Below are 22,438 nucleotides of genomic sequence, written 5' to 3' on the forward strand. Positions count from 1 at the left end.
GGAGCGAGCGTCAGGCGACGCGCTGCTGCGGCGCAGTCTCCTTCGTCTTGCCCGGGTCCTTCTCGACGATGTCGCCGAGGACGTCGTCGATCTTCGTCATGAGCTCGGGCTCGAGCTTCACGCCGGCGGCCTTGACGTTCTCGGCGACCTGCTCGGGACGCGAGGCGCCGACCAGCGCGGCTGCGACGTTCGGGTTCTGCAGCACCCAGGCGACGGCGAGCTGGGCCATCGTCAGGCCGGCCTCGTCGGCGATCGGCTTGAGGTTCTGCACGCGGGTCAGCACGTCGTCGTTCATGAACCGCTTGATCATGTCGGCGCCGCCCTTCTCGTCGGCGGCACGCGAGCCCTCCGGCGGCTGCTGGCCGGGCTGGTACTTGCCGGTCAGGACGCCCTGCGCGATGGGGCTCCACACGATCTGGCTGACGCCGAGCTCCTCGCACGTCGGCACGACCTCGTCCTCGATGACGCGCCACAGCATGGAGTACTGCGGCTGGCTCGAGATGAGCTGGAAGCCGAGCTCCTTCGCGAGAGTGACGCCCTCGCGGATCTGGTCTGCCGTCCACTCGCTGACGCCGATGTAGAGCGCCTTGCCCTGGCGGACGACGTCGGCGAAGGCCTGCATCGTCTCCTCGAGCGGCGTCTCGGTGTCGTAGCGGTGGGCCTGGTAGAGGTCGACGTAGTCGGTCTGGAGCCGCTCGAGCGACCCGTTGATCGACTCCATGATGTGCTTGCGCGACAGCCCGGTGTCGTTCTTGCCGCCGGGGCCGGTGGGCCAGTAGACCTTCGTGAAGATCTCGAGGCTCTCGCGCCGCTCGCCCTTCAGGGCCTCGCCGAGGACGCTCTCGGCCTTGGTGTTGGCGTAGACGTCGGCGGTGTCGAAGGTGCTGATGCCGGCATCGAGCGCGGCCCGGACGCACTTGGTGGCCACGTCGTTCTCGACCTGCGAGCCGTGCGTGAGCCAGTTGCCGTAGGTGATCTCGGAGATCTTGAGTCCGCTGTTGCCGAGGTATCGGAAGTTCATTCGTCTACCGTATGCCGCCCTGCCGACACCGCCAGAGGCGCCTGGTCGCCTGGTGAGACGGGACGAATCGGGCGTGGCTGGAACTGTCGGTGCGGGTAAGAACGTTGATCGAGAGCCGGTGCAGAAGCGCCGGTGACCGCGGAATCTTCATTCTTACTTGAACGTTGATCCGCACGAGGAACGCGTGGGCAGAGTGCTCATGCCCGGACCAGAAGGGGGTGCACCATGAGGCGAAGGAAGTATGAGGAGTTCGAAGAGGACAACGGAACCATGCTGCGCTACGCCCGCCACGACAACGGTGGCGGATTCGTCGAGTCGCACGCCCACGTCGCCCCGACGGCCTTCGTCGGCGAGCACGCCTACGTCGACCGTGGAGCGGTCGTCGGAGAGGGCGCCCGTATCGCCGGTGGCGCCTGGATCGACCGCGGCGCGGTCGTCCACGACGGGGCCAGCGTCGGCACCACCGCGCACGTCGCTCCCGGCGCGGTGATCGGCCGGGACGCCCGGATCGGTGCGCGTGCCAAGATCGGCGCCGACGCGCACGTCTGGGACGGGGCGCGCGTCGACAGCGACGACGTCATTCGACCTGGTGCTGTCGTCCGCTCGAGCTCCCCGCGCCGCCACGCGGCCTGAGCTCACCCCGGTCTCAGCCGGTCGCTGCGTGCGCGAGGTCGTGCACCGGGGTGCACGGCAGCCAGGGGTATGCCGCGTGGCCGGCTGACGCGTCGAAGCGCAGGTCGGCGCGATCCATGGCCAGGCTCATGCGCACCAGACGGGCCATCGACGGTCGGACGGGTCGGGCGGCCTGACCCATGACCTGCAGCGCCAGACGTGGCAGGTGACGGGGAGCCACGTCTGGGCGGACCATCCCTGCGAGCTCGTTCAGGGTGAGGTCGTCAGGTCCCCCGACGTCGATCACCTGCCCGCGCAGGGAGGGGTCCGTGGCCGCACGGGTGACGGCGACAGCGACGTCCTCGACGCTGACGAAGTTGATCGGGTTGGTCCCGTCGCCGAAGACCTGCGGCCCCTTGCCACCGGCCGCCGTCTCGGCGAGCATCTCGATCCACATCTCGGCGAAGGCCGACGCTCGCACGATGGTCCAGGCGACGCCGCTCGCCCGCAGGTGCTGCTCGGCCGCCCACTTCATCCGGTGGAGCTCCATCGGGTGGTGCGCCGACGCGTCGACGACGGAGACGAGGACGACATCGGCTCCACGCGTCCTCGATGCCTCGATGAGGGCGATGTTGCCGTCGCGGTCGACCTCGGCCGGCGACTCCCCCGCGGCCGGCGACATGCCGTGGGCGGCCGCCACGACCGTGTCGACGCCGTTGAGCGCGGGCGCCAGGGTCGACGGGTCGCGCAGGTCGGCGGCGACGAACTCCATCCCCGGGACCGCGGTGCTCGTCGCCGACCTCGCAACGACTCGGACGTGCTCACCTGCCTCGACGAGGCGTGCCGACACGAGACGACCGAGGCGGCCGGTGCCGCCGATGACCGCGATCATGGCCGTTGTCCTTCCGGGACTGCCCCTTGGCGCGGGACACGCGGCGCGGGTGGACCTCGCGTCCCCCTCAGGCTGCCACCGGACGGCATACGCGGTCAGCCGGTTGCGTCGATCCGTATGCCGCTCAGCCGGGCGACCGGGTCAGGGCGAGGAACTCGGCGCGGGAGCGGGAGTCCTCACGCAGGACTCCGAGCAGGCTCGACGTGATGGTCGTGGTCCCCGGAGCCTGCACGCCCCGCAGGGTCATGCACAGGTGCTCGGCCTCGATGACCACGCCGACGCCGACGGGTGAGAGCTGGGCGCTCAACCAGTCGGCCACCTGGACCGTCAGCCTCTCCTGCACCTGCGGGCGCGAGGCGAAGTGTTCGAGGACCCGAGCCAGCTTCGACAGCCCGAGGATGCGCGTGCCCGGCAGGTAGCCGATGTGGGCGGTCCCGACGAACGGCAGCATGTGGTGCTCGCACAGCGATCGGAGCGGAATGCTTCTCGCGACGATGAGCTCGTCGTAGCCGCCGTCGTTGGGGAACGTCGTCAGGTGGAAGGGTCTGGGGCTCATCAGCTCGGCCAGGGAGGCCGCCATCCGCTCCGGCGTGCGGGCCAAGGACTCGTTGTCGAGGTCGACGCCCAGGGCCTCCAACAGGATGCGCGCTCCGGCCGCTGCACGTTCGAGGTCCGGTTCCGCGACGGCGCCGGTGCCCGACCATGTGCGAGTGCGTTGGTGCGCCGGGGGCGTGGCCTCTGGCCGGAAGAGTGACGGATTCACGGGATGGGTCCTTCCTGGGGTGCGGGCATGACGGCTCAGCCGCGGCGCAGCGGCCACGTCAGGGGCCGCGGGTCGAAGCGGGTGGCCAGCCGCTGCAGCGCCACGGCCGCGAGCAGCAGCCCGAAGTCGCGCAGCGCCACGTCGTAGAAGCCGGGGAGGAGGAGCAGGTTGACGATGATCCCGCCGAGCCAGGCGGCCACGACGAGAGCGCCCAGACGAGGGTGGAACGCCACCACGAGGCCGGCGACGACCTCGACGACGCCCACGGCATACATGGCCTGGTGTGGCGTGACCGGCAGTGGCCGCGAGAGGACGGGAGCGAGGTACTGGTCCCACTCGACGAGGACGTTCGCGAACTTGTCGAGTCCGAAGACGATCGGCGCGACCACGAAGGCCGTCCGCAGAACGGCGTACGCCTGGTATGCCGGGTCGCTGCCCTGCGATGGGGTGCGTGCCTGGCGCTCGAGGATCGAGCGGTGGCTTCCGATGGTGACCATGTGTCCTCCTGGACAGGTGACGCGGTGTCCGACCTGCCGCTCTCGAGGACATCGAGGACATCGAGGCGCGACGGTGGGACGCTGACGGAGTGTTAGCGCGGTCAGGGACCACAGGTCTTACCGGCGGTGCGAGGTCCGTCGCCGGTAAGACGGGAGCCGCTCGCGGCGGCAAACAGAGCATGATCACCGACCAGTTCCGCCCCCGCCCATCACCGGCGCCCTGCCGCTCGTCAGGGCCCCCGCTCGACGTCGCCCAGTGGCGCTGGTGCCGGTTGCGCGAGGCCGGGTTCCCGGCCGCCCTGGCCAGGTCGCTGGCCGGCAAGCACATCGACCTGCACGCCCTGCTCGAGCTCGTCGACGCCGGCTGCCCGCCCGAGCTCGCGGCACGGATCCTCTCGCCTCTCGACGACGTGGACGCCGCTGTACACATCGACGAGCCGAGGGCGAGCTGATGACGGCCGTGGAAAGGGACGACCCGTCCTCCGTCGGCGTCCGCTCATCGTCGGACGGGGACTCTGCCGGCGCTCGGATCGGCGAGGCGGACACCGTGGACTGGGTCGCCGCGCTCGGCGGCACCGGTCCTGGCCAGGTGTCGGCGCTGCGCGAGCTCCACTCGCTGATGATCCGCGCGGCCGGTCACCAGGTGTGGCGCATGCGGGCAGCGTTGCCCGACCCCTCGCCCGGTGCGGTTGACGTCATCGTCAACCAGGCGGCGGACGAGGCCATGACCGCGCTCCTCGGCAAGCTGCACACCTTCCAGGGCAGGAGCCGCTTCACGACGTGGGCGTTCAAGTTCGCCATCCTCCAGGCGGCGACCGAGGTGCGGCGCCTGCAGTGGCAGCACCGCGAGGTCGAGCTGCGCGACCTCGAGCAGCCGTCACCTGCACACGACGGTCCGGAGCTGTCCGCGGAAGGCACCGACCTCGCGGGCGCAGTGGCCCAGGCGATGAGCCGGGTCCTCACCCCCTACCAACGACGCATCGCGGTCGCGCTCCTCGTCGATGCAGTCCCCATCGACGTCCTCGCCGAACGACTCGGCACCAGCCGCGGGGCCCTCTACAAGACACTCCACGACGTGCGTTCCCGCCTCCGACGCGAGCTCACCGCCAAGGGCTATCTCCTTGCGTCACAGGCACACTCACCCCGGACTCCCCAGACAGATCACGACCCCACCCCCTCGGCAGGCACGCGATGAGCCAGACACCCCGACCCCGCCCCCGACCGCGACCCGTTGCGTTGACCGAGCAGGCGGTCGAGTCGCTCCTGCAGGACACGACGCCCTGGCTCTCGTGCGAGGAGTGCTTCGAGCAGATGGACACCTATGCCGAGGCGTCGGTCCACGACCCGCAGCACCGCGACGATGCGATGACCACGCACCTGCGCGGGTGTGCCGCCTGCGACGAGGAGGCACGGTCGCTCATCGACCTCTTGAGAGCGCGGTGACGACCCGACCAGGTCACCAGCGGCTGTGGACGTGCTCGCGGATCTCCTCGTCGTAGATGTCCCGCAGCCCGTCGAGGACCTCGTCGCCGAGCGGGTCGAGGGTCGCCGCAGCCACGTTGCCGTGCACCTGTGCCGCATTGCGGGCGCCGGGGATGACGGTGCTGACGCCGGCCTGGTCGAGGATCCAGCGCAGCGCCACCTGGGCGGCAGGGTGCGGCAGCGCCAGTGCCGTCACCCGCCGCGCGGCCCGCACTCCGACCTCGAACGGCACGCCGGCGAAGGTCTCCCCCACGTCGAAGGCGTCACCGCCACGGTTGTACGTCCGGTGGTCCCCGGGCGCGAAGGTCGTGCTCTCGTCGTACCTGCCCGACAGCAGCCCGCTCGCGAGCGGCACGCGAGCGATGACCCCGACCCCGGCGGCCGCAGCAGCGGGCAGCACCTGCTCGAGCGGCTTGCGCCGGAAGGCGTTGAGGATGATCTGCACGGTCGCGACGTTGGGTCGGGCGACCGCAGTGAGCGCCTCGTCGCACGTCTCCACCGAGACGCCGTATGCCGCGATCGCACCCTCGTCGACGAGGGTGTCCAGGGCATCGTAGACGCGATCGTCGGAGAGGACCGGTGTCGGCGGGCAGTGCAGCTGGACGAGGTCGAGGCGGTCGACGCCGAGGTTGCGACGGCTGCGGTCGGTCCAGGCCCGGAAGGCCTCGATCGTGAATGCCTCGGGCACGTGGGGATCGGCCCGGCGGCCCATCTTCGTCGCGACTGTGAGCCCTGCGTCGGGGCGCTCGGCGAGGAGCCTGCCGATGAGCGTCTCGCTGCGGCCGTCCCCGTAGACGTCCGCGGTGTCGAGGAAGGTGACGCCGTCATCGACCGCCGCGTGGAGGACGGCCATGGCGTCGGACTCGTCGACGTCGCCCCAGTCGGCGCCGAGCTGCCAGCAGCCCAGACCGACGACGGAGACCTGACGACCGGCGCGACCGAGCTGACGTGTCTGCATGGTCAGAGCCGGGCCGGACCCGCCACACGAAGCACGGCGGCCGCCACCGCCGGGGCGACGCTGGCGTCGAAGACGCTCGGGATGATGAAGCTCGCGTTGAGCTCGCCGGGATGGACCGAGTCGGCGATCGCCGAGGCAGCCGCGACCATCATCGCGTCGGTGATCTCGGAGACGTGGGCGTCGAGGAGCCCGCGGAAGAAGCCGGGAAAGACGAGGACGTTGTTGATCTGGTTCGGCGCGTCGGAGCGACCGGTCGCCACGACCGCCGCGTGCTCGCTGGCGGCGATCGGGTCGACCTCGGGGACCGGGTTGGCGAGGGCGAAGACGATCGCGTCCGGCGCCATCGTCGCGATGTCGTCGCCGGTGAGCAGGTCCGGCGCCGAGACGCCGATGAAGACGTCGGCGCCGACGAGGACCTCCTTGAGGGTGCCGCTCTGACGCCGGGGGTTGGTGTGGTCGGCGATCCACTGGCGGAAGGGCTCCATCCCCTCTCCGCCGTTGTGTACCGCACCCGTGCGGCCACACGCGACGATGTCGCGCGCGCCCTGGGTGAGCAGGAGGCGGATGATCGCGTGACCGGCCGCGCCGACGCCGGAGACGACGATGCGCACGTCGTCGATGGACTTGTTGACGACCCGGAGCGCGTTCTTCAGGGCCGCGAGGACGACGATCGCCGTGCCGTGCTGGTCGTCGTGGAAGACGGGGATGTCGAGCAGCTCCCGCAGTCGAGCCTCGATCTCGAAACACCTTGGCGCAGAGATGTCCTCGAGGTTGATGCCGCCGTAGACAGGCGCGATCGCCTGCACCGTGGCGACGATGGCGTCCGAGTCCTGGGTGTCGAGGCAGACAGGCCACGCGTCGACGCCGCCGAACTGCTTGAAGAGCGCCGCCTTGCCCTCCATGACCGGCAGGGCTGCGAGCGGGCCGATGTTGCCGAGACCGAGCACCGCCGACCCGTCGGTGACGACAGCGACGGTGTTGCGCTTGATGGTCAGGCGGCGGGCGTCCTCGGGGTGCTCGGCGATGGCCAGACAGATGCGCGCGACTCCGGGCGTGTAGGCGCGCGAGAGGTCGTCGCGGTGCTTGAGCGGCACCTTGGGGTTGACCTCGATCTTGCCGCCGAGGTGGAGCAGGAACGTCTGGTCACTGACCTTGCGGACCACGGCACCGGGGATGGCCGCGATCGCATCGGTGATGAGGTGCCCGTGGGCCTCGTCCCTCGTGTCGCAGGTGACATCGACGACGAGGCGATCGGTCCGGCTCTCCGCGACGTCGAGGGCAGTGAGCGCGCCACCCGTCGAGGCGACGGCTGTCGTGAGGGCCGCGGTCGCGTTGGCCGCGGCCGGCACCTCGACCCGGACCGTGATCGAGTAGCCGGGACTCGGGATGGCCATGACAGTCCTCTCGCGCGATGCAACGTTGCCGATGCCTCATCCTCCACCCGCAACGGCAAGGGACCGTGCACAACGTCGACCATCGACGTGGTGCACGGTCCCTGCGGTGCTGTGCGGTGCTGCGCGGTGCTGTGGCGTGCTGGAGGGAGCTGCTAGTGCGCCTCGCGCCGGAGGCTGAACCGCGCCGCGATCCCCGAGATCAGCAGCGCCCATCCCGCGAGCACCAGGGCCGCAGCCGTCGGGCTCAGTGCGCCCTGGGCTGCCGTGCCCACGCTCGTCAGGGCGATGGCAGCGCCGGCGGGCAGCCAGTGGGCGACGTCCGGGACGAGGCTGCCGAGGATGCCGGCCTCGATGACCATCACCCAGGCGATGGCGCCGATGATGGCAGCGACGGTGTTTCGCGTGAGCGCACCGAGGGCCACGCCGACGAGACCGTACAGGGCGGTGGCCACGGTGACGCCGATCCACAGCTGGGCGACGTCGACCGGCAGCGAGTGAACGCCACGAGCGCCGTAGATCGCCAGGGCCTCCCCGTAGGCGATGCCGAACGTGCCCGCGCCGAGGATCGCGCCGAGACCCAGGGCGGTCGCCGCCTTGGCCGCCAGCACCCGCATCCGGCGTGGCTCGGCGAGGAAGGTCTGCATGACCGTCCGGTGGCGGTACTCCCCAGCGACGATGAGGACGCCGACCGCCAGCATCACCATGGAGGTGAGCGCCGAGACGGAGAGCGCGTGGTTGACGTGGTCGGTGGAGCCGAAAGCCGGCCCGCCCGGGCTGGCAACGAGCGCGTTCGACGCGACCGATGCCGTGCCGAGCACCAGGGTGACGGCCAGGCTGACCCAGGCTGCGGGGGTCGTTCGGAGCTTGTAGAGCTCTAGGGAGACAAGGTTTCTCATGACCAGACTTCCTGCGTGTCGGTGGGGTGGATCAGGGTGTGGAAGACGGACTCGAGGTCCGTGTCGTCGGTGACGAGTGCGTCGACCGGCCCGGCTGCGGCAAGGGTGCCGCCGTGGATGACGACGAGGTCGTCGGCGACGGCTGCCACCTCCGTGAGCAGGTGGCTCGAGAGGAAGACCGTGCCGCCCGCGTCCGCGAAGGACCGGAGGAAGTGACGCATCTCGCGGATGCCGTCCGGGTCGAGACCGTTGAGCGGCTCGTCGAGGATGAGGACCGACGGGTCACCCACGAGCGCCGAGGCGAGGGCCAGCCGTTGGCGCATCCCCAGTGAGAACCCGCCGACCCGACGGGCCGCCGCAGCCCCGAGACCGAAACGCTCGAGCAGCGAATCGGCTGTGTTCGCAGGCACTCCGGCCTGCCTCGCGGTCAGGCGCAGGTGGTTGCGGGCCGAGCGGTTCGGATGGAATCCCTGGTCGAGGACCGCGCCGACGACGCGGGTCGGGTGCGGCAGGTCCCTGTAACGGACCCCGTCGATGGTCGCCGTCCCGCTGGTCGGCTCGGCCAGGCCGAGCATGATCCGCATGCTGGTGGTCTTTCCCGCGCCGTTGACGCCCAGGAACGCGGTGACTCGACCGGGCAACGCCGTCGCGGTGAAGCGGTCGAGGACCGTGACCGAGCCGTACTGCTTGCTGAGCTGGTGGAACGAGAGGGTGGGCATGGTGGTGAGCTCCTGTCTTCGGTGCCGGTGTGGCTGACACCAACGATCCGGTCCGGGGGTCGCCCGAGTCGTCGGCCGGGCGGCCGATCCTCCGCCTGCACCTCGGGGATGGCTGCAGGACGGCGGGCACGACGGCATACACCCTCAGGCGTACGCCCCGAAGCCGATCCCACGCGGTCGGTCGCTCCCTACTGTGCAGGTATGGAGTGGCGCATGCCCCGACCTCGGCGAGGCCTCGACCCGCGGCTGACCGACGCCGTCGTGGCCGTCGGGCTCTTCGTCGTGCTGGTCCTCTCGTTCGGCGCCACCCCAGGCGCTGCCCAGCGGCCGGCGGACGTCTGGGCGTGGGCGCTCGCCCTGCTGCTGACGGCGCCGTATGCCGTGCACCGCCGCTACCCGTGGGGGGCTCTCGCGGTGGTCCTGGCAGCTCTGCTCGCCTTCTCGTTGCTGCACTACGCGGCGTTCCCGGGGGTGAGCGTCTTCGTGCTCCTGTTCGGGCTCGCCCTGCACGGCGGTCGCCGGGACTCGCTCGTCGCGCTCGCGGCGTCGGTGGCAGCCTTCGTCGTGGCCCTCGCCGCGCAGCCGGCCGGCGTGGTCACGCCCAGCGACGTCGTGTCGACGCTGCTCGCCACGGCGGTCGCCTGGCTCGCCGGTGACAACCTGCGACAGCGGCGTCTGCGTTGGACGGCGATGGAGGAGCGGACCCGGCTGCTCGAGCGCGAGCGGGAGGACCGCGCCCGTGCGGCGGTGGCGGCCGAGCGGCTGCGCATCGCGCGCGAGCTGCACGACATCGTCGCCCACTCCATGTCCGTCGTCGCGGTCCAGGCGGGCGTGGGGCGTCATGTCATCGACACCGACGTGGCGGCTGCCGGACAGGCTCTCGCGGTCATCGAGACCACCAGCCGCGACGCGCTCGTCGATCTGCGCCGGATGCTCGGGGTGCTTCGCCGGGGCGACGAGGTCGCCGCGACGCGTCCCATGCCCGGACTCACCGACATCCCGGGCCTGGTCGCGGAGACGCGGGCGGCCGGGCTGGGGGTGACCCTCGAGTCGAGCGGCACCGTCGCCGACGTGCCCGCGGGCGTCAACCTGGCGGCATACCGAGTCGTCCAGGAGTCCCTGACGAACGTCATCAAGCACGGCGGCGCAGTCGCGCACGTGCGAATCTCCTGTGGCGAGAACGGGGTCGAGGTCGAGGTGACCGACGGCGGCCGGCCGGAGGAGCACCTCGGGCCGCCGCAGAGCGGTGGGTCGGGACACGGTCTGCTGGGGATGCGCGAACGCGTGGAGCTCTACGGCGGGCAGTTCGAGGCGGGACCCCGTCCGGGTGGGGGCTACCGGGTGCGGGCCCGGCTGCCGTATGCCGGGGGGTCGTCGTGAGCGCGCCGGTGCGGGTCGTGGTGGTGGACGACCAGGCGCTCGTGCGGGGCGCCTTCCACCTGCTGGTGGACTCCGCGCCCGACCTGGAGGTGGTCGGCGAGGGTGAGAACGGCGCGGAGGCCGTGGCGCTGGTGCGCGAGCTCGAGCCCGACGTCGTGCTCATGGACATCCGGATGCCCGTCATGGACGGGCTCGAGGCAACGAGCGCGATCGCTGGACTCGGCGTGGGGACGCGTGTCCTCGTGCTGACGACGTTCGACCTCGACGACTACGTCTTCGGGGCGCTGCGCGCAGGAGCCAGCGGCTTCCTGCTCAAGGACACTCCACCGGCCCAGCTGCTCGACGGGATCCGGGTGGTGTCACAGGGCGAGTCGCTGCTGGCGCCGAGCGTCACGCGGCAGCTCATCGCGGAGTTCGTGCGCCGGCAGGCGTCGCCCGGCGTGGCGCGGTGGGAAGCGATGGGGTCCCTGGACGGCCTCACCGAGCGAGAGAAGGAGGTGCTGGTCCTCGTCGCGCGCGGCCTGTCGAACCAGGAGATCGGCCAGCAGCTCTTCGTGACACCGGCGACCGCCAAGACGCACGTGAGCCGGCTGCTGATGAAGCTCGGGGCTCGTGACCGGACGCAGCTCGTGGTGCTGGCCTACGAGAGCGGCCTCGTCGAGCCCCACGGCGCCTGAGCACGTCCGGCGTCGCCGGTGCCGGTCACCCTCGACTCGAGCGTGCCAGGGTCACGAAGTCGCGCATCCCCGCGTCCGGCAGGTAGGCGCGGCTGAGCGCCAGTCCGATGCGCGGGAGCGCTGCCTCGTCGGGGAAGACGAGGTAGAGCGGCTCGTAGCGCGGCTGGAACTTCGACTTGAAGGCCTGCAGGGAACGGAATCCGTAGTAGGGCTCCAGAGACGCACCGAGCCGGTCGAGGAAGCTGTCGAGCGTGCCCCGGTCGAGGGACTCCTCACCGGCAGGCGGAGAGGTGCGGGCGAGGGGCGCTCCGGAGAGGGAGACCACGGGGCAGCCCTCCTCCTTGAAGGTCACGCAGGCCGACGCGATGAGGAACTCCATGGAGTAGCGGAAGCCACGAGGCAGTCGCCGCATGACATCGAGGGTCCAGCCGGCGGGGTCACCCCCTCCGCTCGCATGGAACGGCATCCACGACGTGATGCCGTGCACCGTCGAGTCCCCGTCGATGGCGAGACCGACGCGGACACTGCGGTCGAGGGCCTCGTCGACCCCGCCGAGCGTGAAACCCATCTCGGGCAGGCCCTTGTCCTCGACCCACTCGGACGAGATGGCCTTCACCTGCATCTGGATCCCACGCGGCATGTCTGCGAGCGGGCCGATCCGGAAGCGGATCCCGAGCTTGGCGGCCTGGTTCATGGCCGTCCGGACGTCCTGCCACGACTTGCCGACGAAGTCGAGGGTGGGCAGCTCGATCCACGCCTCCTCCGCCACCTGGAGCGAGTGCCAGCCCTGGGCGCGCGCGTGGCGCGAGGTCTCGGCGGTCACGGTGAAGAGGCAGGGCACCAGGCCTTGCCCGTGCACGGCATTCGCGAACTCGCCGAGCAGCTCCGACCGCTCCTCCTCGGAGGAGCCGACGGGGTCGCAGAGGCCGAGGGCGACGCCGGCGTGCACGCGATACGCCACGTATCCATGCATCGAGGGCGGCGCGAACCACCGGTTCTCCGGCCAGGTCGTCATCCACGCGAGCCGGTTGACCGTGCCCTCCTCCCGCAACAGCCGCGTGGCCCGCGAGCGCTGGTCGTCGTCCGCCGGCGCCACCAGGCTGCCACTGGTGCGACGCGCTCGGCGGACGGACGGGTTGCGGAAGGCGTGGCGGCCCACGAGACAGACCGAGAGGCCGAGCGCGTTGCCGAGGAGCTCCCAGCCGGCGGCGAGCAGGCCTCGCTCCCCGACCACCACCATGTAGCCGAGGTTGAGGATCTGGATGACGATGACGACGACCAGCAGCCCCACCGCCCAGCGCCAGGCCCAGCGCCGACCCTTGTAGAGCGACCGGGCGAGCCAGAGCCAGAGCACGGCCTGGACGACGCCGAGCACGATGTCGGTCTGGGTCAGCTGCTCGGCCCGCGCCTCCGGTGTCATGGTGACCGCGAACGGACCGTCGGCGGTGGTGAAGGGCCGCAGGAGGACCTCGGCGGCAGCGACGAGGAAGAAGCCGGAGGCGAGCAGCCGGAAGTCCCGGCGGGTCAGGTGCCTGAAGGTCAGCGACGGCGCGCGGCCGACGAGGAACGGACCGAGGAGCAGGCCGAACCCCACTGCCAGTACGTGCTCGAGGTCGGCCAACGCCCCCATGTGGATGACGAAGAGCACGACGTACGCCACGAGCAGGGTGCGGACGCGCCCGCGCCAGGGCGGGGTCAGGGTGACGGAGGCGGCAGCGGCCGCGCCGAGGAAACCCGCCGACGGACCGGCGTCCCGGACCAGGGAGAGCGCGGTGGTCCACTCGTAGCCGTGGTCTCGGGTCACCTCCAGCAGGACTGCCGCACCCACGACGGCGACCACGTGGCAGGACAACAGGGCCACCGCACACCGCAAGGTCCCGAGCCGCCACTCCGTGAAACCTCCGAAGATCATGAGCCCCAGCAGGATCGGCACGTACTGCTGCGGTTCCACGGCGAAGAACGCGCCTGTGAGGACGGTCCACCACGAGCCCTGGTGGAGGGCCGGCAGACCGTAGGTCGCCGAGTCGCGCAACGGCTGACCGCGGAGGGGACTCCACAGGGCTCGAGACCACAGCGACAGCACGAAGACGGCGACCACGAGGGTGCTCGTCAGAGGGAGGCGACGCGTCACCGTCCGGAGACGAGACATGCTTCCATGCTCCCGCCGCGGACTGCTCGCGTCGAGGCTTTGGCCGATGTCGTGAGGCGGCTGCCACCGCGCGACGGAGCTGTCAGGTCGGGCACATCGGCGCTCCGCTTCGAGCGGGTGGCCGTCCAATGGAATCGAGGCTCACGTGGAGGGGAGGGAGGATGACGAGCAGCATCGGGCGGCTGCGCATGCTCACCCGTCGCCGCCACGGTCTCCACGACGCTGGGCGCCTGTGGGTCAGGCGGATCCGCTCCCCCCGCAACGACCGCGTCCGGTGCGAGCGTCTCGTCGAGCAGCTCGTCGGCCTCCACGACCACCTCCTCCTCCACGACGAGCAGCGCTGCCGCGGCTCTGCCGACGTCGACGCCCACGACGTGCTCGATCCCGTCGCGGCTGGTGGGGCGCGACCGTCCACGGACGTACGGGGCACTTCTACCGAAACCGGCGCGATTCGTCTCAAAGGTGCCTAGCCTGCCGACATGGCTTCAGGGGGGTGGCGTCGTCACGTCGACGCGCTGACGGGTGGACCGGGGCGACGGCGACGTCGCATGACCAAGGCACTCGAACGCCTGGATCGGCTCGACGCAACCTCGGACGGAGGCGCCGTGCTGTGGCCCTCGTCTGCCGGCTCAGCCGTCGGACCCCGTGACTGGACGCCGACAGCTCAGAGGTCAGGACGACGGGCAGCCGCGACCGGTCCGTGGTGGCTTCGGCATCCGCGGTTGGGGACGGGAGTCGTGGTGCTCATCGTGGTCGCGGCCCTGTGGGGTCCCGCCAACGTCGCCCGGTTGTTCCCGGCTCGGGCCGAGCGCCCGATGGGCGAGGGCATCCCGCCGGCGGGTGTCGAGTTCGCCGGGACGCGGCTCCTGCCACCTGTGCACGCAGCACCCGCCGGTAGCGAAACGTATGGCTTCTCCATGATGCAGACGGGTACTGACGAGCCCGTCACGTTCGATCCCTGTCGCCCGATCCACTATGTGACGCGCACAGCCGCCGCGGGTCCAGGGGGCGCCCGCCTCGTCGACGAGGCCGTTGCCCAGATATCGGCGGCCACGGGACTGAAGTTCGTCAACGACGGCCTCACCGACGAAGCACCCTCCGAGCAGCGCCAGGCGTTCCAGCCAGAACGCTATGGACAGCGTTGGGCGCCTGTCCTCATCGCGTGGAGCGACGAGAGCGAGTCTCCTGGGCTCGCCGGGCGCGTGGCGGGGTTGGGTGGCGGCCGCCCATGGCGCGATACGCACGGACGCCTGACCTACGTCACCGGCACCGTCTGGCTGGACACTCCCACCCTCATGTCAGGAGTCTCCGCCGGCAGCTCGAACGGTGCCCGCGGTGTGATCATGCACGAGCTCGGTCACGTCCTCGGAGCGGCTCACGTCACCGACCCTGCACAGCTGATGTTCGGGGGTGAGCGCACCCCGAGTCGTGGCGGTCCCTCGGGCCCGCTCTTCGCGGGCCAGCTCGGCGCCGGGGACAGGGCAGGGCTCGCCGCGCTCGGAAAGGGTCCCTGCGCACCAGGGGTCTGAGCGTCTCGTAGCCGCTCGACGTCGACCCCTTCGACACGGCCCCGAGCGAGCCGCTCTGCGCCCCTTGCCGTGGCAAGCTGCCCGCCATGACCAGTGACGGGGGAAGTCTGCTCGAGGGCGTCTACGAGAGTCTCATCACGGCTCATCTCCAGAAGCGCCTCGACGAGGCTGGAGACGTCGACGCACCGCGGGCAGCGGTGGCCGACGCAGATGAGCCGGAGGTCCTCAGCCGGCACGTGGCCCAGGCGGTGGCCCGCGTTCTGCGCAGTGAGCGAAACCCGGAGCTTCGCGTGAGCCTGGTCAACCGAGTGCTGGGCGTTCTCGGTTCCGACGAGGACGCGGTCGTTGACACATCGCGCCAGCTGCTGACCGTGTCCTACGCGGGCAACCATCACCCGCACCGGTCGACTCTCCGACCGGCCACGCCGCTGTCAGACGCCGCTCTCCTGACCAATGCCTCAGGCGAGCCGGGGATCGGGCATGAGCTGAGAGCGGAGATCCCGACCGCAGATCGCGTCGACGTCATCATGGCCTTCGTCAAGTGGCACGGGATTCGCGTGATCGAGACCCAGCTGCGTGAGCTCCGCGATCGTGGGGTGCCCTTCCGCATCATCACCACGACGTACATGGGGGCCACGGAGCGAGCGGCCCTGGACCGCCTCGTCAGCGAGTTCGGCGCGGAGGTGAGGGTCCAGTACGACGCACTGCGGACTCGCCTCCACGCCAAGGCATGGCTGTTTCGACGCAACACCGGCTTCGACACGGCCTACGTCGGATCGAGCAACCTGTCGCGTGCGGCCCTGCTGGACGGAGTGGAGTGGAACGTTCGACTCTCTGCGATCGCCACTCCGTCGTTGATCGAGAAGTTCCGGGCGACCTTTGACAGCTACTGGCACGACGCGACCTTCGAGCGCTATGACCCCGAACGCGACCGGGACCGCCTCGACGATGCGCTGGCCGAGGCCTCGGGTCGCCGCACCCACGACCGCGTCACCCTGTCGCTCTCTGGTCTCGAGGTGCGCGCCTATCCCCACCAGACCGAGATGCTCGAGTAGCTGGACGTTGAGCGCATCGTGCACGGTCGGCATCGGAATCTCGTTGTCGCAGCAACGGGAACCGGCAAGACCGTTGTGGCCGCCCTCGACTACAGACGCCTGTGCGAACGAGGAGGGAACCGACCGACACTGCTCTTCGTCGCTCACCGTCGAGAGATCCTCGAACAGTCCCTGCGCACGTACCGAGAGGTTCTGAACGACGCCGACTTCGGTGAGCTCTACGTCGGCGGCGCCCGCCCTGAGCGATGGGGTCACGTCTTCGCATCCGTCCAGTCGCTCACGGCATACGGCATCACCAATCTCCCAGCCGATGCGTACTCGGTCGTCGTCATCGACGAGTTCCACCACGCAGAGGCTCGCACCTACAAGGCGATCCTCGACCACCTCCGGCCCGACGAGCTCCTCGGCCTCACCGCGACGCCGGAGCGCGGTGACGGCACCGACGTGCGGGCGTTCTTCGACGGCCGGGTCGCCGCGGAGCTGAGACTGTGGGACGCCCTGAAGGCAGAGCTGCTCACGCCCTTTCACTACTTCGCGGTCGCCGACGGCACCGACCTGCGCTCTGTCGACTGGACCAACGGCGCGTATGCCGTCCAGTCGCTGTCGCAGTTGTTCACCGGCAACGACGCGCGAGCCCGCTTGATCCTCAAGGCTCTTCGCGACAAGGTGCTGGACCTCGACGGCATGCGCGCTCTGTGTTTCTGCGTCAGCCGCGATCACGCACGCTACATGGCTGATGTCTTCAACCGAGCTGGCATCGCGTCGGCTGCAGTCCTGGGCGACACCCCGGCAGCCCAGCGTGAGCGCCATGTCGCGGACCTGCGGGCTGGACGGGTTCAGGCACTCTTCACGGTCGACGTCTTCAACGAGGGCGTCGACGTTCCCTCGATCAACACCGTGTTGTTCCTGCGTCCCACGGAGAGCTCGACGGTCTTCCTCCAACAGCTCGGGCGTGGCCTGCGACGGGCCCCGGGAAAAGCAGTCCTGACAGCCGTGGACTTCGTGGGACACCACCGCAAGGAGTTCCGTTTCGACCAGAGGTTCCGCGCCATCACAGGAGCCACTCGCACTCAGCTCGCGCGCGAGATCCAGGAGGGCTTCCCGTTCCTGCCGGCCGGCACCCAGCTCGTCCTCGACCGACTCAGCGAGGAGCTCGTCCTTCGCAACATCCGCGAACAGGCGTCCAACCGATGGACCGCGATCACCGCTGAACTACGCGCCCACCCGACCACCGACCTCAGCGTCTTCCTCGCTGATTCCGGAGTCGAGCTGGCGGATGTCGTGAGGTCAGACCGGTCGTGGACGCGGCTGCGCCGCGAGGCAGGCGTCGGCGTACCTGAGGGCGGCGCGCTCGAGACCACGCTGCTGAAGCGGGTGCGCACCCTCACCCACGTCGATGACCCCAGCCGCGCTGGTGCGTACCTCTGGTGGTTGTCCGATGACGCGCACACCTATGGCGATGCTGACCCGCAGCTACAGGCATTCGCCCGGATGCTCTTCTTCTCGCTCTTCCCCGACGGTGGCGGCTTCGGGTCGTACGACGAGGCGTTCCACGCCTTGCATCACGAGCGCGCCGTCCTCGAGGACCTCAGGGCAGTGGTGGAACTCGGGCTGCAGCGCGCCTCGCACGTGACTGGGACCCTCACCGGGGACCTCGCGCCACGCCCCCTTCGCGTCCACGCCCGCTACACCCGTGAAGAGGCTGTGGCAGCCCTTGACTATGTCGCTCTCGAGGGCCGCAAGCCGAACAGCTTCCGCGAAGGAGTGCTGTTCTCGGCGGCCGCCGACGCGGACGCGTTCTTCATCACCCTGAACAAGTCCGAAGCCGACTACTCCCCCACGACGATGTATCGCGACTACGCCATCAGCCCGACGCTCTTCCACTGGGAGTCGCAGTCAGGCACCACCGTGGCGTCGAAGACGGGGCAGCGCTACCTCAACCATGAGCGACAGGGCTCGCACGTGCTGCTCTTCGTCCGAGAGTCCAAGGTGACCGACTTCGGCGGCGGCGCACCGTACCTCTTCCTCGGCGAGGCCAGTTACGTGGAACATAGGGGCGAGCGGCCCATCGCCATCACGTGGCGACTTCGAACGCCCATGCCCGCGGACCAGTTCACGGCTGCAAGCGTCGTTGCGTGAACTGCTCGCCATCGCGAGGGGGGCTCGAACGAGTCCGAGCCCCTCTCCGGCGCTGAGTCCGCCGTGGGCGCGTGGCCCGTGCGCGGCTCAGTGGTGAGCCGTCTACCGGTTGCTGACCACCACGGTGCCCGTCATGCCCAGATAGTCGTGCAGGGCACAGATGTAGGCGTACGTGCCGGCCTTGGTGAACGTCACGGTGAAGGACCCACCGGGCGGGATGATGCCCGAGTTCAGCTGAGCACCCCTGAAGTGGGTGGGGTCGCCATACGGAACGAAGATGTTGGCCTTCTCCGGTCCGAAGGTGACGGTGTGTGGCGCCGCCATGCCCACGTTGCGGAACGTGACGCTCTGGCCGACGCGCACGTGCACCGTCGGCCTGATGAACCGCATGACCATGGCCACGCCGTCATCGGCGCCGGCGAAGACCGTCCGGTTCGTGGCGAGTGCCGCCGTCTTGGACCAGAGCCTCCGGCCGTCTGCGAGGATCCGCTCAGCCTGCGCGGCGCTCGACCGGTCGTACTGCGCCTGTGAGTAGGGGTAGTGCGTGCCGGCAGCTCGGACATTCACCACTCCCTTCATCATCGTGCCGTGGACGAGGCACCAGTAGGTGAAGGTGCCGGCCTTGTCGAAGGTGAGGGTGTAGGTGCGCGATGCCGAAAAGCCCGAATCGGACTCGTCCGTCATGATGCCCGAGTTGTAGTAGGAGACGCCGTCATAGTGCCGGCCGCCCTGACGGAACAGCATGGTCGGGTCCGAGGGGTCGAAGGGCGTCAGCGAGTGGCCCTTCGCCAGGAACGTCACCGTGTGGATCTCCCCTGCCATCGCCGTCCACGTGATCCGGTCTCCGACATTGATCCAGATCGTGCCCGGAAGGAACGCCATTCCCTGGATGGCGTCGTCGGGCGACTCCTGACCGACCTGCACGTTCCAGGTGCGGACGTCACGATCCGTACTCGTTCTGGCCTGGGCGGCGACCCCAGGAACCAGGAACAGGGCCAGCGCCGCGGCACAGAGAGCGGCGACCACCAACCGGATTCGATGCGACAAACGGGATTTCTTCATGCCAGGCCTCCTCGGCCCGTGGGTGAGTGGCGCGCTTCCGGTCACGGCCGAAAGCGGCCGGGGGGACAGACCACTGTAGGACCGGCGCGGCACGGCCCGAAGGCAAAGAACGAGAAGACACGTTTACGCCGAATCCACCGACAAAGTGCTCGATACGAAGACTTGGACCGGGCTCACAGCCTTGCGCCACTGCGATGAACTCCACTGGGGCGCAAAGCCTTTACGCGGGACCACGACGCACCCTGTGCACGGGCTCGCGCGTGAAAGGCAGCGCCGTAGCCTGCCTGAGAATCCTCCGCTTTGCTCAACGGCGGCGCGCAGGATGCCTACGCTGGACAGTGGCCAGCCGGTTCCCCGGGACGGCCGCGCCGGTCTCGTCGCCCCACTCCCCGAGGCGCCATCCCTCCACCATCGCCCGGGCATCTGGAGGTCGTCATGACGACGCACGCCCAACCCCCGTCCCCCACCGACGAGCTCGCTCCCGGCGACACGCTCGACGCTGAGGCTCGTCTCGGGCTCTACTCGACGATGGTCCTGTGCCGGACCTACGAGGAAGCCATCCTTCGCGAGTACCACGCCGACAAGGGGCCCGGCTTCGACATCGGCAAGGGGCTCGTGCCCGGCGAGATGCACCTGTCCGCCGGCCAGGAGCCTGTCGCTGCCGGGGTCTGCGCCCATCTGACCACTGACGACGCGGTGACCGCGACGCACCGCCCCCACCACCTCGCGATCGCTCACGGCATGGACCTGCATCGGATGACCGCGGAGATCTTCGGGCGCGAGACCGGCCTCGGGCGTGGGCGCGGCGGTCACATGCACCTTTTCGACCCCGCCACCCACTTCTCCTGCTCGGGCATCATCGCGGAGGGCTACCCGCCTGCTCTCGGCCAGGCATTCGCCTTCCAGCGCAAGGGAACCGACCGGATCGCCGTAGCGGTCACCGGCGAGGGGGCCGCCAACCAGGGCGCCTTCCACGAGTCGCTCAACCTCGCGGCGCGATGGTCGCTGCCGGTCGTCTTCGTCGTCGAGGACAACGACTGGGCGATCTCGGTGCCCCGCGACGTGGCCACTGCGATCCCGTCGAACGCCGACCGCGCCGCGGCCTACGGCATACCTGGTGAGCGCGTCGAGGACAACGACGTCGAGACCGTGTATGCCGCCGCGCAGCGGGCCGTCGCTCGTGCCCGATCCGGTGCCGGCCCCAGCCTCATCGAGGTGCACACCCTGCGCATGTGGGGGCACTTCGAGGGCGACGCGCAGGGCTACCGGCCCGAGCTGGCCGAGGTGCCGGAGCACGATCCCATCCCCCGCTACGAGCGCCGGCTCCGCGATGCCGGGCTGCTCGACGACGACGCCGTGGAGCGGATCCGGGCCGCGGCCAGCGAACGCGTCGAGGACGCGGTTGCCTACGCCAAGAACAGCCCGCTGCCCGACGCCGCGTCGGCGACGTCCCACGTGTTCGCCTGAGGAGACGACGATGACCATCACTGACACCCCCGTTGCCCCCACCCCGGCGACCAACCGCCGACTGACGACCTCAAAGGCCATGGTCGAGGCGATCGCCCAGGAGATGGAGCGCAACCCCGCGGTCGTCTACCTGGGCGAGGACGTCGGCGCCTACGGCGGCATCTTCAGCTCGACGACGGGCTTGGTCGACCGCTTCGGCCCTGACCGCATCATCGACACCCCGATCTCCGAGAGCGCCTTCATCGGGCTCGGCATCGGCGCCGCCGTCGAGGGCATGCGACCCATCGTCGAGCTGATGTTCGCCGACTTCATGGGCGTCTGCCTCGACCAGATCTACAACCACATGGCCAAGATCCACTTCGAGTCAGGCGGCCACGTCACGGTGCCGATGGTGCTGACCACGGCCGTCGGCGGCGGTTACTCCGACGGCGCCCAACACTCGCAGTGCCTCTGGGGTACGTTCGCGCACCTGCCCGGGATGAAGGTCGTCGTGCCGAGCAACCCAGCCGACGCAAAGGGCCTCATGACGTCCGCGATCCGCGACGACAACCCTGTCGTCTACATGTTCCACAAGGGCGTCATGGGTCTGCCCTGGATGGCGAAGAACGCCCGCTCGATCGGAGAGGTGCCCGAAGGTGAGCACGTCGTGCCGATCGGCAAGGCGGCCGTTGCGCGCGAGGGCCGTGACGTCACGGTCGTGACGATCTCGCTGTCGGTGCACCACGCGCTCGACGTGGCCGAGAAGGTCGCCGCCGACGGGATCGACGTCGAGGTCGTCGACCTGCGCAGCCTCGTACCGCTCGACCGCGAGGCGATCCTCGAGTCGGTGTCCAAGACCGGCCGGCTCGTCGTCGTCGACGAGGACTACCGCTCGTTCGGGCTGTCGGGTGAGGTCGTGGCCACGGTCACCGACCACGACCCGACGCTGCTGCGGGTCCCCGTGCAGCGGGTGGCCGTGCCGGACGTCCCGATCCCGTATGCCCACGTGCTCGAGTACGCCGTGCTGCCGCGGCCGGAGCGGATCGAGGAGGCGGTGCGCCGCGCGGTGGCCATATGACCGACGTCCTGTTCCCGGCCCTGTCCAAGGAGTCGCCGCAGGCCGTGGGGGTGCTCGCCACGTGGTTCGTGCTGGAGGGCGCGACCGTCTCGGCCGCCCAGCTCATCGCGGAGGTGCAGGTCGACAAGGTTGCCGCGGAGGTGATCGCGCCGGTGGCCGGCGTCGTCCATCTGCTCGTCGACGAGGAGGCCAGCGTGGTGCAGGGAGCTCCGATCGCCCGGATCGACTAGAGATCCTCGACTCTCCGGCCGAGACGTAGGTCTTCGACTTCGAGCCGGCAGCAATGAAGTGCCCGGACGGGACGCCGCCCGGGCCCTTCGTCACCGGAAGAAGGACTACCTGGTGTCAGGTCAGCTCGTCTTGAAGGCGGTGATGGCGGCCATCCACTGGCCTCCGCTGGTGCCCGACGCGGTGTAGGCACCCGTCGCGGTCGTGACGCGGAAGGCCGTCGCCAGGTCATCAGTGGACACGCTCAGGTTCGGCAGCCCACTCCAGCCAGCCGCCCAGGCCGGCACGGTCGCAGCAGACTCCACCCCTACGACCCCGAACAGGATCTCGTTCGGCTGGGCCGTGGTGACCGACCCGGAACTGAAGGCCGTCCCGGTCCCGGTCGCGCCCGCGCTCGTGTCGACCCCGGTGACCCCGGCCAGCTCATCGACACTCACATGGGTCTCCCCCGCCGAGGAGTA

Annotated in this window: 22 protein-coding genes and 1 pseudogene; 12 read left to right on the plus strand and 11 right to left on the minus strand. The window is 69.9% G+C overall.

What is annotated here, in order from left to right:
• Positions 1–10 precede the first annotated feature (10 nt).
• Positions 11–1,021, minus strand: a complete 1,011-nt coding sequence (locus AB4030_RS20735; protein ID WP_442281093.1) for an aldo/keto reductase family protein — start codon at positions 1,019–1,021, stop codon at positions 11–13.
• Between the two features lie 225 nt (positions 1,022–1,246).
• On the opposite strand from AB4030_RS20735, the gene AB4030_RS20740 reads away from it, so the two are divergent.
• Positions 1,247–1,654 carry a transferase gene (locus AB4030_RS20740; RefSeq protein WP_442281094.1) on the plus strand — a complete coding sequence of 136 codons (408 nt, stop codon included), beginning with the start codon at positions 1,247–1,249 and terminating at the stop codon, positions 1,652–1,654.
• 13 nt (positions 1,655–1,667) lie between these two features.
• On the opposite strand, the gene AB4030_RS20745 is transcribed toward AB4030_RS20740, so the two are convergent.
• The 3 genes from AB4030_RS20745 to AB4030_RS20755 form a co-directional block, all read right to left on the minus strand.
• Positions 1,668–2,525, minus strand: coding sequence for an SDR family oxidoreductase (locus tag AB4030_RS20745; protein WP_442281095.1), 858 nt, complete (start codon positions 2,523–2,525; stop codon positions 1,668–1,670).
• A gap of 124 nt (positions 2,526–2,649) precedes the next feature.
• Entirely contained in the window at positions 2,650–3,288 is a 639-nt protein-coding gene (gene folE, locus AB4030_RS20750) for a GTP cyclohydrolase I FolE (protein ID WP_442281096.1), read from the minus strand.
• 35 nt (positions 3,289–3,323) lie between these two features.
• A complete protein-coding gene (locus tag AB4030_RS20755; protein WP_442281097.1) occupies positions 3,324–3,785 on the minus strand; it encodes a hypothetical protein in 462 nt (153 codons plus the stop codon).
• Between the two features lie 179 nt (positions 3,786–3,964).
• Here AB4030_RS20755 and AB4030_RS20760 point away from each other — a divergent pair, with 179 nt between their 5' ends.
• Genes AB4030_RS20760 through AB4030_RS20770 form a run of 3 tightly spaced genes read left to right on the plus strand, consistent with a single transcriptional unit; the run spans position 3,965 to position 5,228 of the window.
• Positions 3,965–4,237, plus strand: a complete 273-nt coding sequence (locus tag AB4030_RS20760) for a hypothetical protein (protein ID WP_442281098.1) — start codon at positions 3,965–3,967, stop codon at positions 4,235–4,237.
• Positions 4,237–4,980 carry an RNA polymerase sigma factor gene (locus AB4030_RS20765; protein WP_442281099.1) on the plus strand — a complete coding sequence of 248 codons (744 nt, stop codon included), beginning with the start codon at positions 4,237–4,239 and terminating at the stop codon, positions 4,978–4,980. Before AB4030_RS20760 ends, AB4030_RS20765 begins: the two co-directional genes overlap by 1 nt.
• Positions 4,977–5,228 (plus strand): hypothetical protein, encoded by a 252-nt coding sequence (locus tag AB4030_RS20770; protein ID WP_442281100.1) that lies wholly within the window; start codon positions 4,977–4,979, stop codon positions 5,226–5,228. Before AB4030_RS20765 ends, AB4030_RS20770 begins: the two co-directional genes overlap by 4 nt.
• Positions 5,229–5,241: 13 nt before the next feature.
• On the opposite strand, the gene AB4030_RS20775 is transcribed toward AB4030_RS20770, so the two are convergent.
• From AB4030_RS20775 to AB4030_RS20790, 4 genes are all read right to left on the minus strand, one after another.
• Positions 5,242–6,225 (minus strand): aldo/keto reductase, encoded by a 984-nt coding sequence (locus AB4030_RS20775; protein WP_442281101.1) that lies wholly within the window; start codon positions 6,223–6,225, stop codon positions 5,242–5,244.
• Positions 6,226–6,227: 2 nt separating this feature from the next.
• On the minus strand, positions 6,228–7,619 hold the full coding sequence (locus tag AB4030_RS20780) for an NAD-dependent malic enzyme (RefSeq protein WP_442281102.1): 1,392 nt from the start codon (positions 7,617–7,619) through the stop codon (positions 6,228–6,230).
• A 152-nt stretch (positions 7,620–7,771) separates the two neighbouring features.
• Positions 7,772–8,515 (minus strand): ABC transporter permease, encoded by a 744-nt coding sequence (locus tag AB4030_RS20785; RefSeq protein ID WP_442281103.1) that lies wholly within the window; start codon positions 8,513–8,515, stop codon positions 7,772–7,774.
• Positions 8,512–9,234 carry an ABC transporter ATP-binding protein gene (locus AB4030_RS20790; protein ID WP_442281104.1) on the minus strand — a complete coding sequence of 241 codons (723 nt, stop codon included), beginning with the start codon at positions 9,232–9,234 and terminating at the stop codon, positions 8,512–8,514. The genes AB4030_RS20785 and AB4030_RS20790 overlap by 4 nt, the downstream gene beginning before the upstream one ends.
• 213 nt (positions 9,235–9,447) lie before the next feature.
• On the opposite strand from AB4030_RS20790, the gene AB4030_RS20795 reads away from it, so the two are divergent.
• Entirely contained in the window at positions 9,448–10,614 is a 1,167-nt protein-coding gene (locus AB4030_RS20795; RefSeq protein ID WP_442281105.1) for a sensor histidine kinase, read from the plus strand.
• Positions 10,611–11,291 carry a response regulator gene (locus AB4030_RS20800; RefSeq protein WP_442281106.1) on the plus strand — a complete coding sequence of 227 codons (681 nt, stop codon included), beginning with the start codon at positions 10,611–10,613 and terminating at the stop codon, positions 11,289–11,291. Before AB4030_RS20795 ends, AB4030_RS20800 begins: the two co-directional genes overlap by 4 nt.
• 25 nt (positions 11,292–11,316) lie before the next feature.
• Here AB4030_RS20800 and AB4030_RS20805 read toward each other — a convergent pair whose 3' ends face one another.
• On the minus strand, positions 11,317–13,440 hold the full coding sequence (locus tag AB4030_RS20805; RefSeq protein WP_442281107.1) for a bifunctional lysylphosphatidylglycerol flippase/synthetase MprF: 2,124 nt from the start codon (positions 13,438–13,440) through the stop codon (positions 11,317–11,319).
• Positions 13,441–13,601: 161 nt separating this feature from the next.
• Here AB4030_RS20805 and AB4030_RS20810 point away from each other — a divergent pair, with 161 nt between their 5' ends.
• The 3 genes and pseudogenes from AB4030_RS20810 (at position 13,602) to AB4030_RS20820 (ending at position 18,163) form a co-directional block, all read left to right on the plus strand.
• Positions 13,602–13,910, plus strand: a complete 309-nt coding sequence (locus AB4030_RS20810) for a hypothetical protein (RefSeq protein WP_442281108.1) — start codon at positions 13,602–13,604, stop codon at positions 13,908–13,910.
• Positions 13,911–14,177: 267 nt separating this feature from the next.
• Complete coding sequence (locus AB4030_RS20815) at positions 14,178–14,969, plus strand: hypothetical protein (RefSeq protein WP_442281109.1); 792 nt, start codon at positions 14,178–14,180, stop codon at positions 14,967–14,969.
• A gap of 86 nt (positions 14,970–15,055) precedes the next feature.
• A pseudogene (locus AB4030_RS20820) lies at positions 15,056–18,163 on the plus strand (DUF3427 domain-containing protein).
• A gap of 102 nt (positions 18,164–18,265) precedes the next feature.
• Here the strand turns inward: AB4030_RS20820 and AB4030_RS20825 are convergent.
• Positions 18,266–19,318, minus strand: coding sequence for a cupredoxin domain-containing protein (locus tag AB4030_RS20825; protein ID WP_442281110.1), 1,053 nt, complete (start codon positions 19,316–19,318; stop codon positions 18,266–18,268).
• A 342-nt stretch (positions 19,319–19,660) separates the two neighbouring features.
• Between AB4030_RS20825 and AB4030_RS20830 the strand changes: the two genes are divergently transcribed.
• From AB4030_RS20830 to AB4030_RS20840, 3 genes are read left to right on the plus strand one after another with little or no spacing between them, the layout of a single operon-like run.
• The gene (locus AB4030_RS20830) at positions 19,661–20,692 is read left to right on the plus strand and encodes a thiamine pyrophosphate-dependent dehydrogenase E1 component subunit alpha (RefSeq protein ID WP_442281111.1); all 1,032 of its coding nucleotides are present in this window, start codon (positions 19,661–19,663) and stop codon (positions 20,690–20,692) included.
• A 10-nt stretch (positions 20,693–20,702) separates the two neighbouring features.
• Entirely contained in the window at positions 20,703–21,749 is a 1,047-nt protein-coding gene (locus AB4030_RS20835) for an alpha-ketoacid dehydrogenase subunit beta (RefSeq protein WP_442281112.1), read from the plus strand.
• Positions 21,746–21,979 (plus strand): lipoyl domain-containing protein, encoded by a 234-nt coding sequence (locus AB4030_RS20840; protein ID WP_442281113.1) that lies wholly within the window; start codon positions 21,746–21,748, stop codon positions 21,977–21,979. Before AB4030_RS20835 ends, AB4030_RS20840 begins: the two co-directional genes overlap by 4 nt.
• Positions 21,980–22,099: 120 nt before the next feature.
• Here the strand turns inward: AB4030_RS20840 and AB4030_RS20845 are convergent.
• Positions 22,100–22,438 (minus strand): hypothetical protein (locus AB4030_RS20845; RefSeq protein WP_442281114.1); only part of this gene is annotated, 339 nt, incomplete at its 5' end.

Source organism: Terrabacter sp. 2YAF2 (assembly GCF_052114705.1).
Lineage (GTDB): Bacteria > Actinomycetota > Actinomycetes > Actinomycetales > Dermatophilaceae > Terrabacter.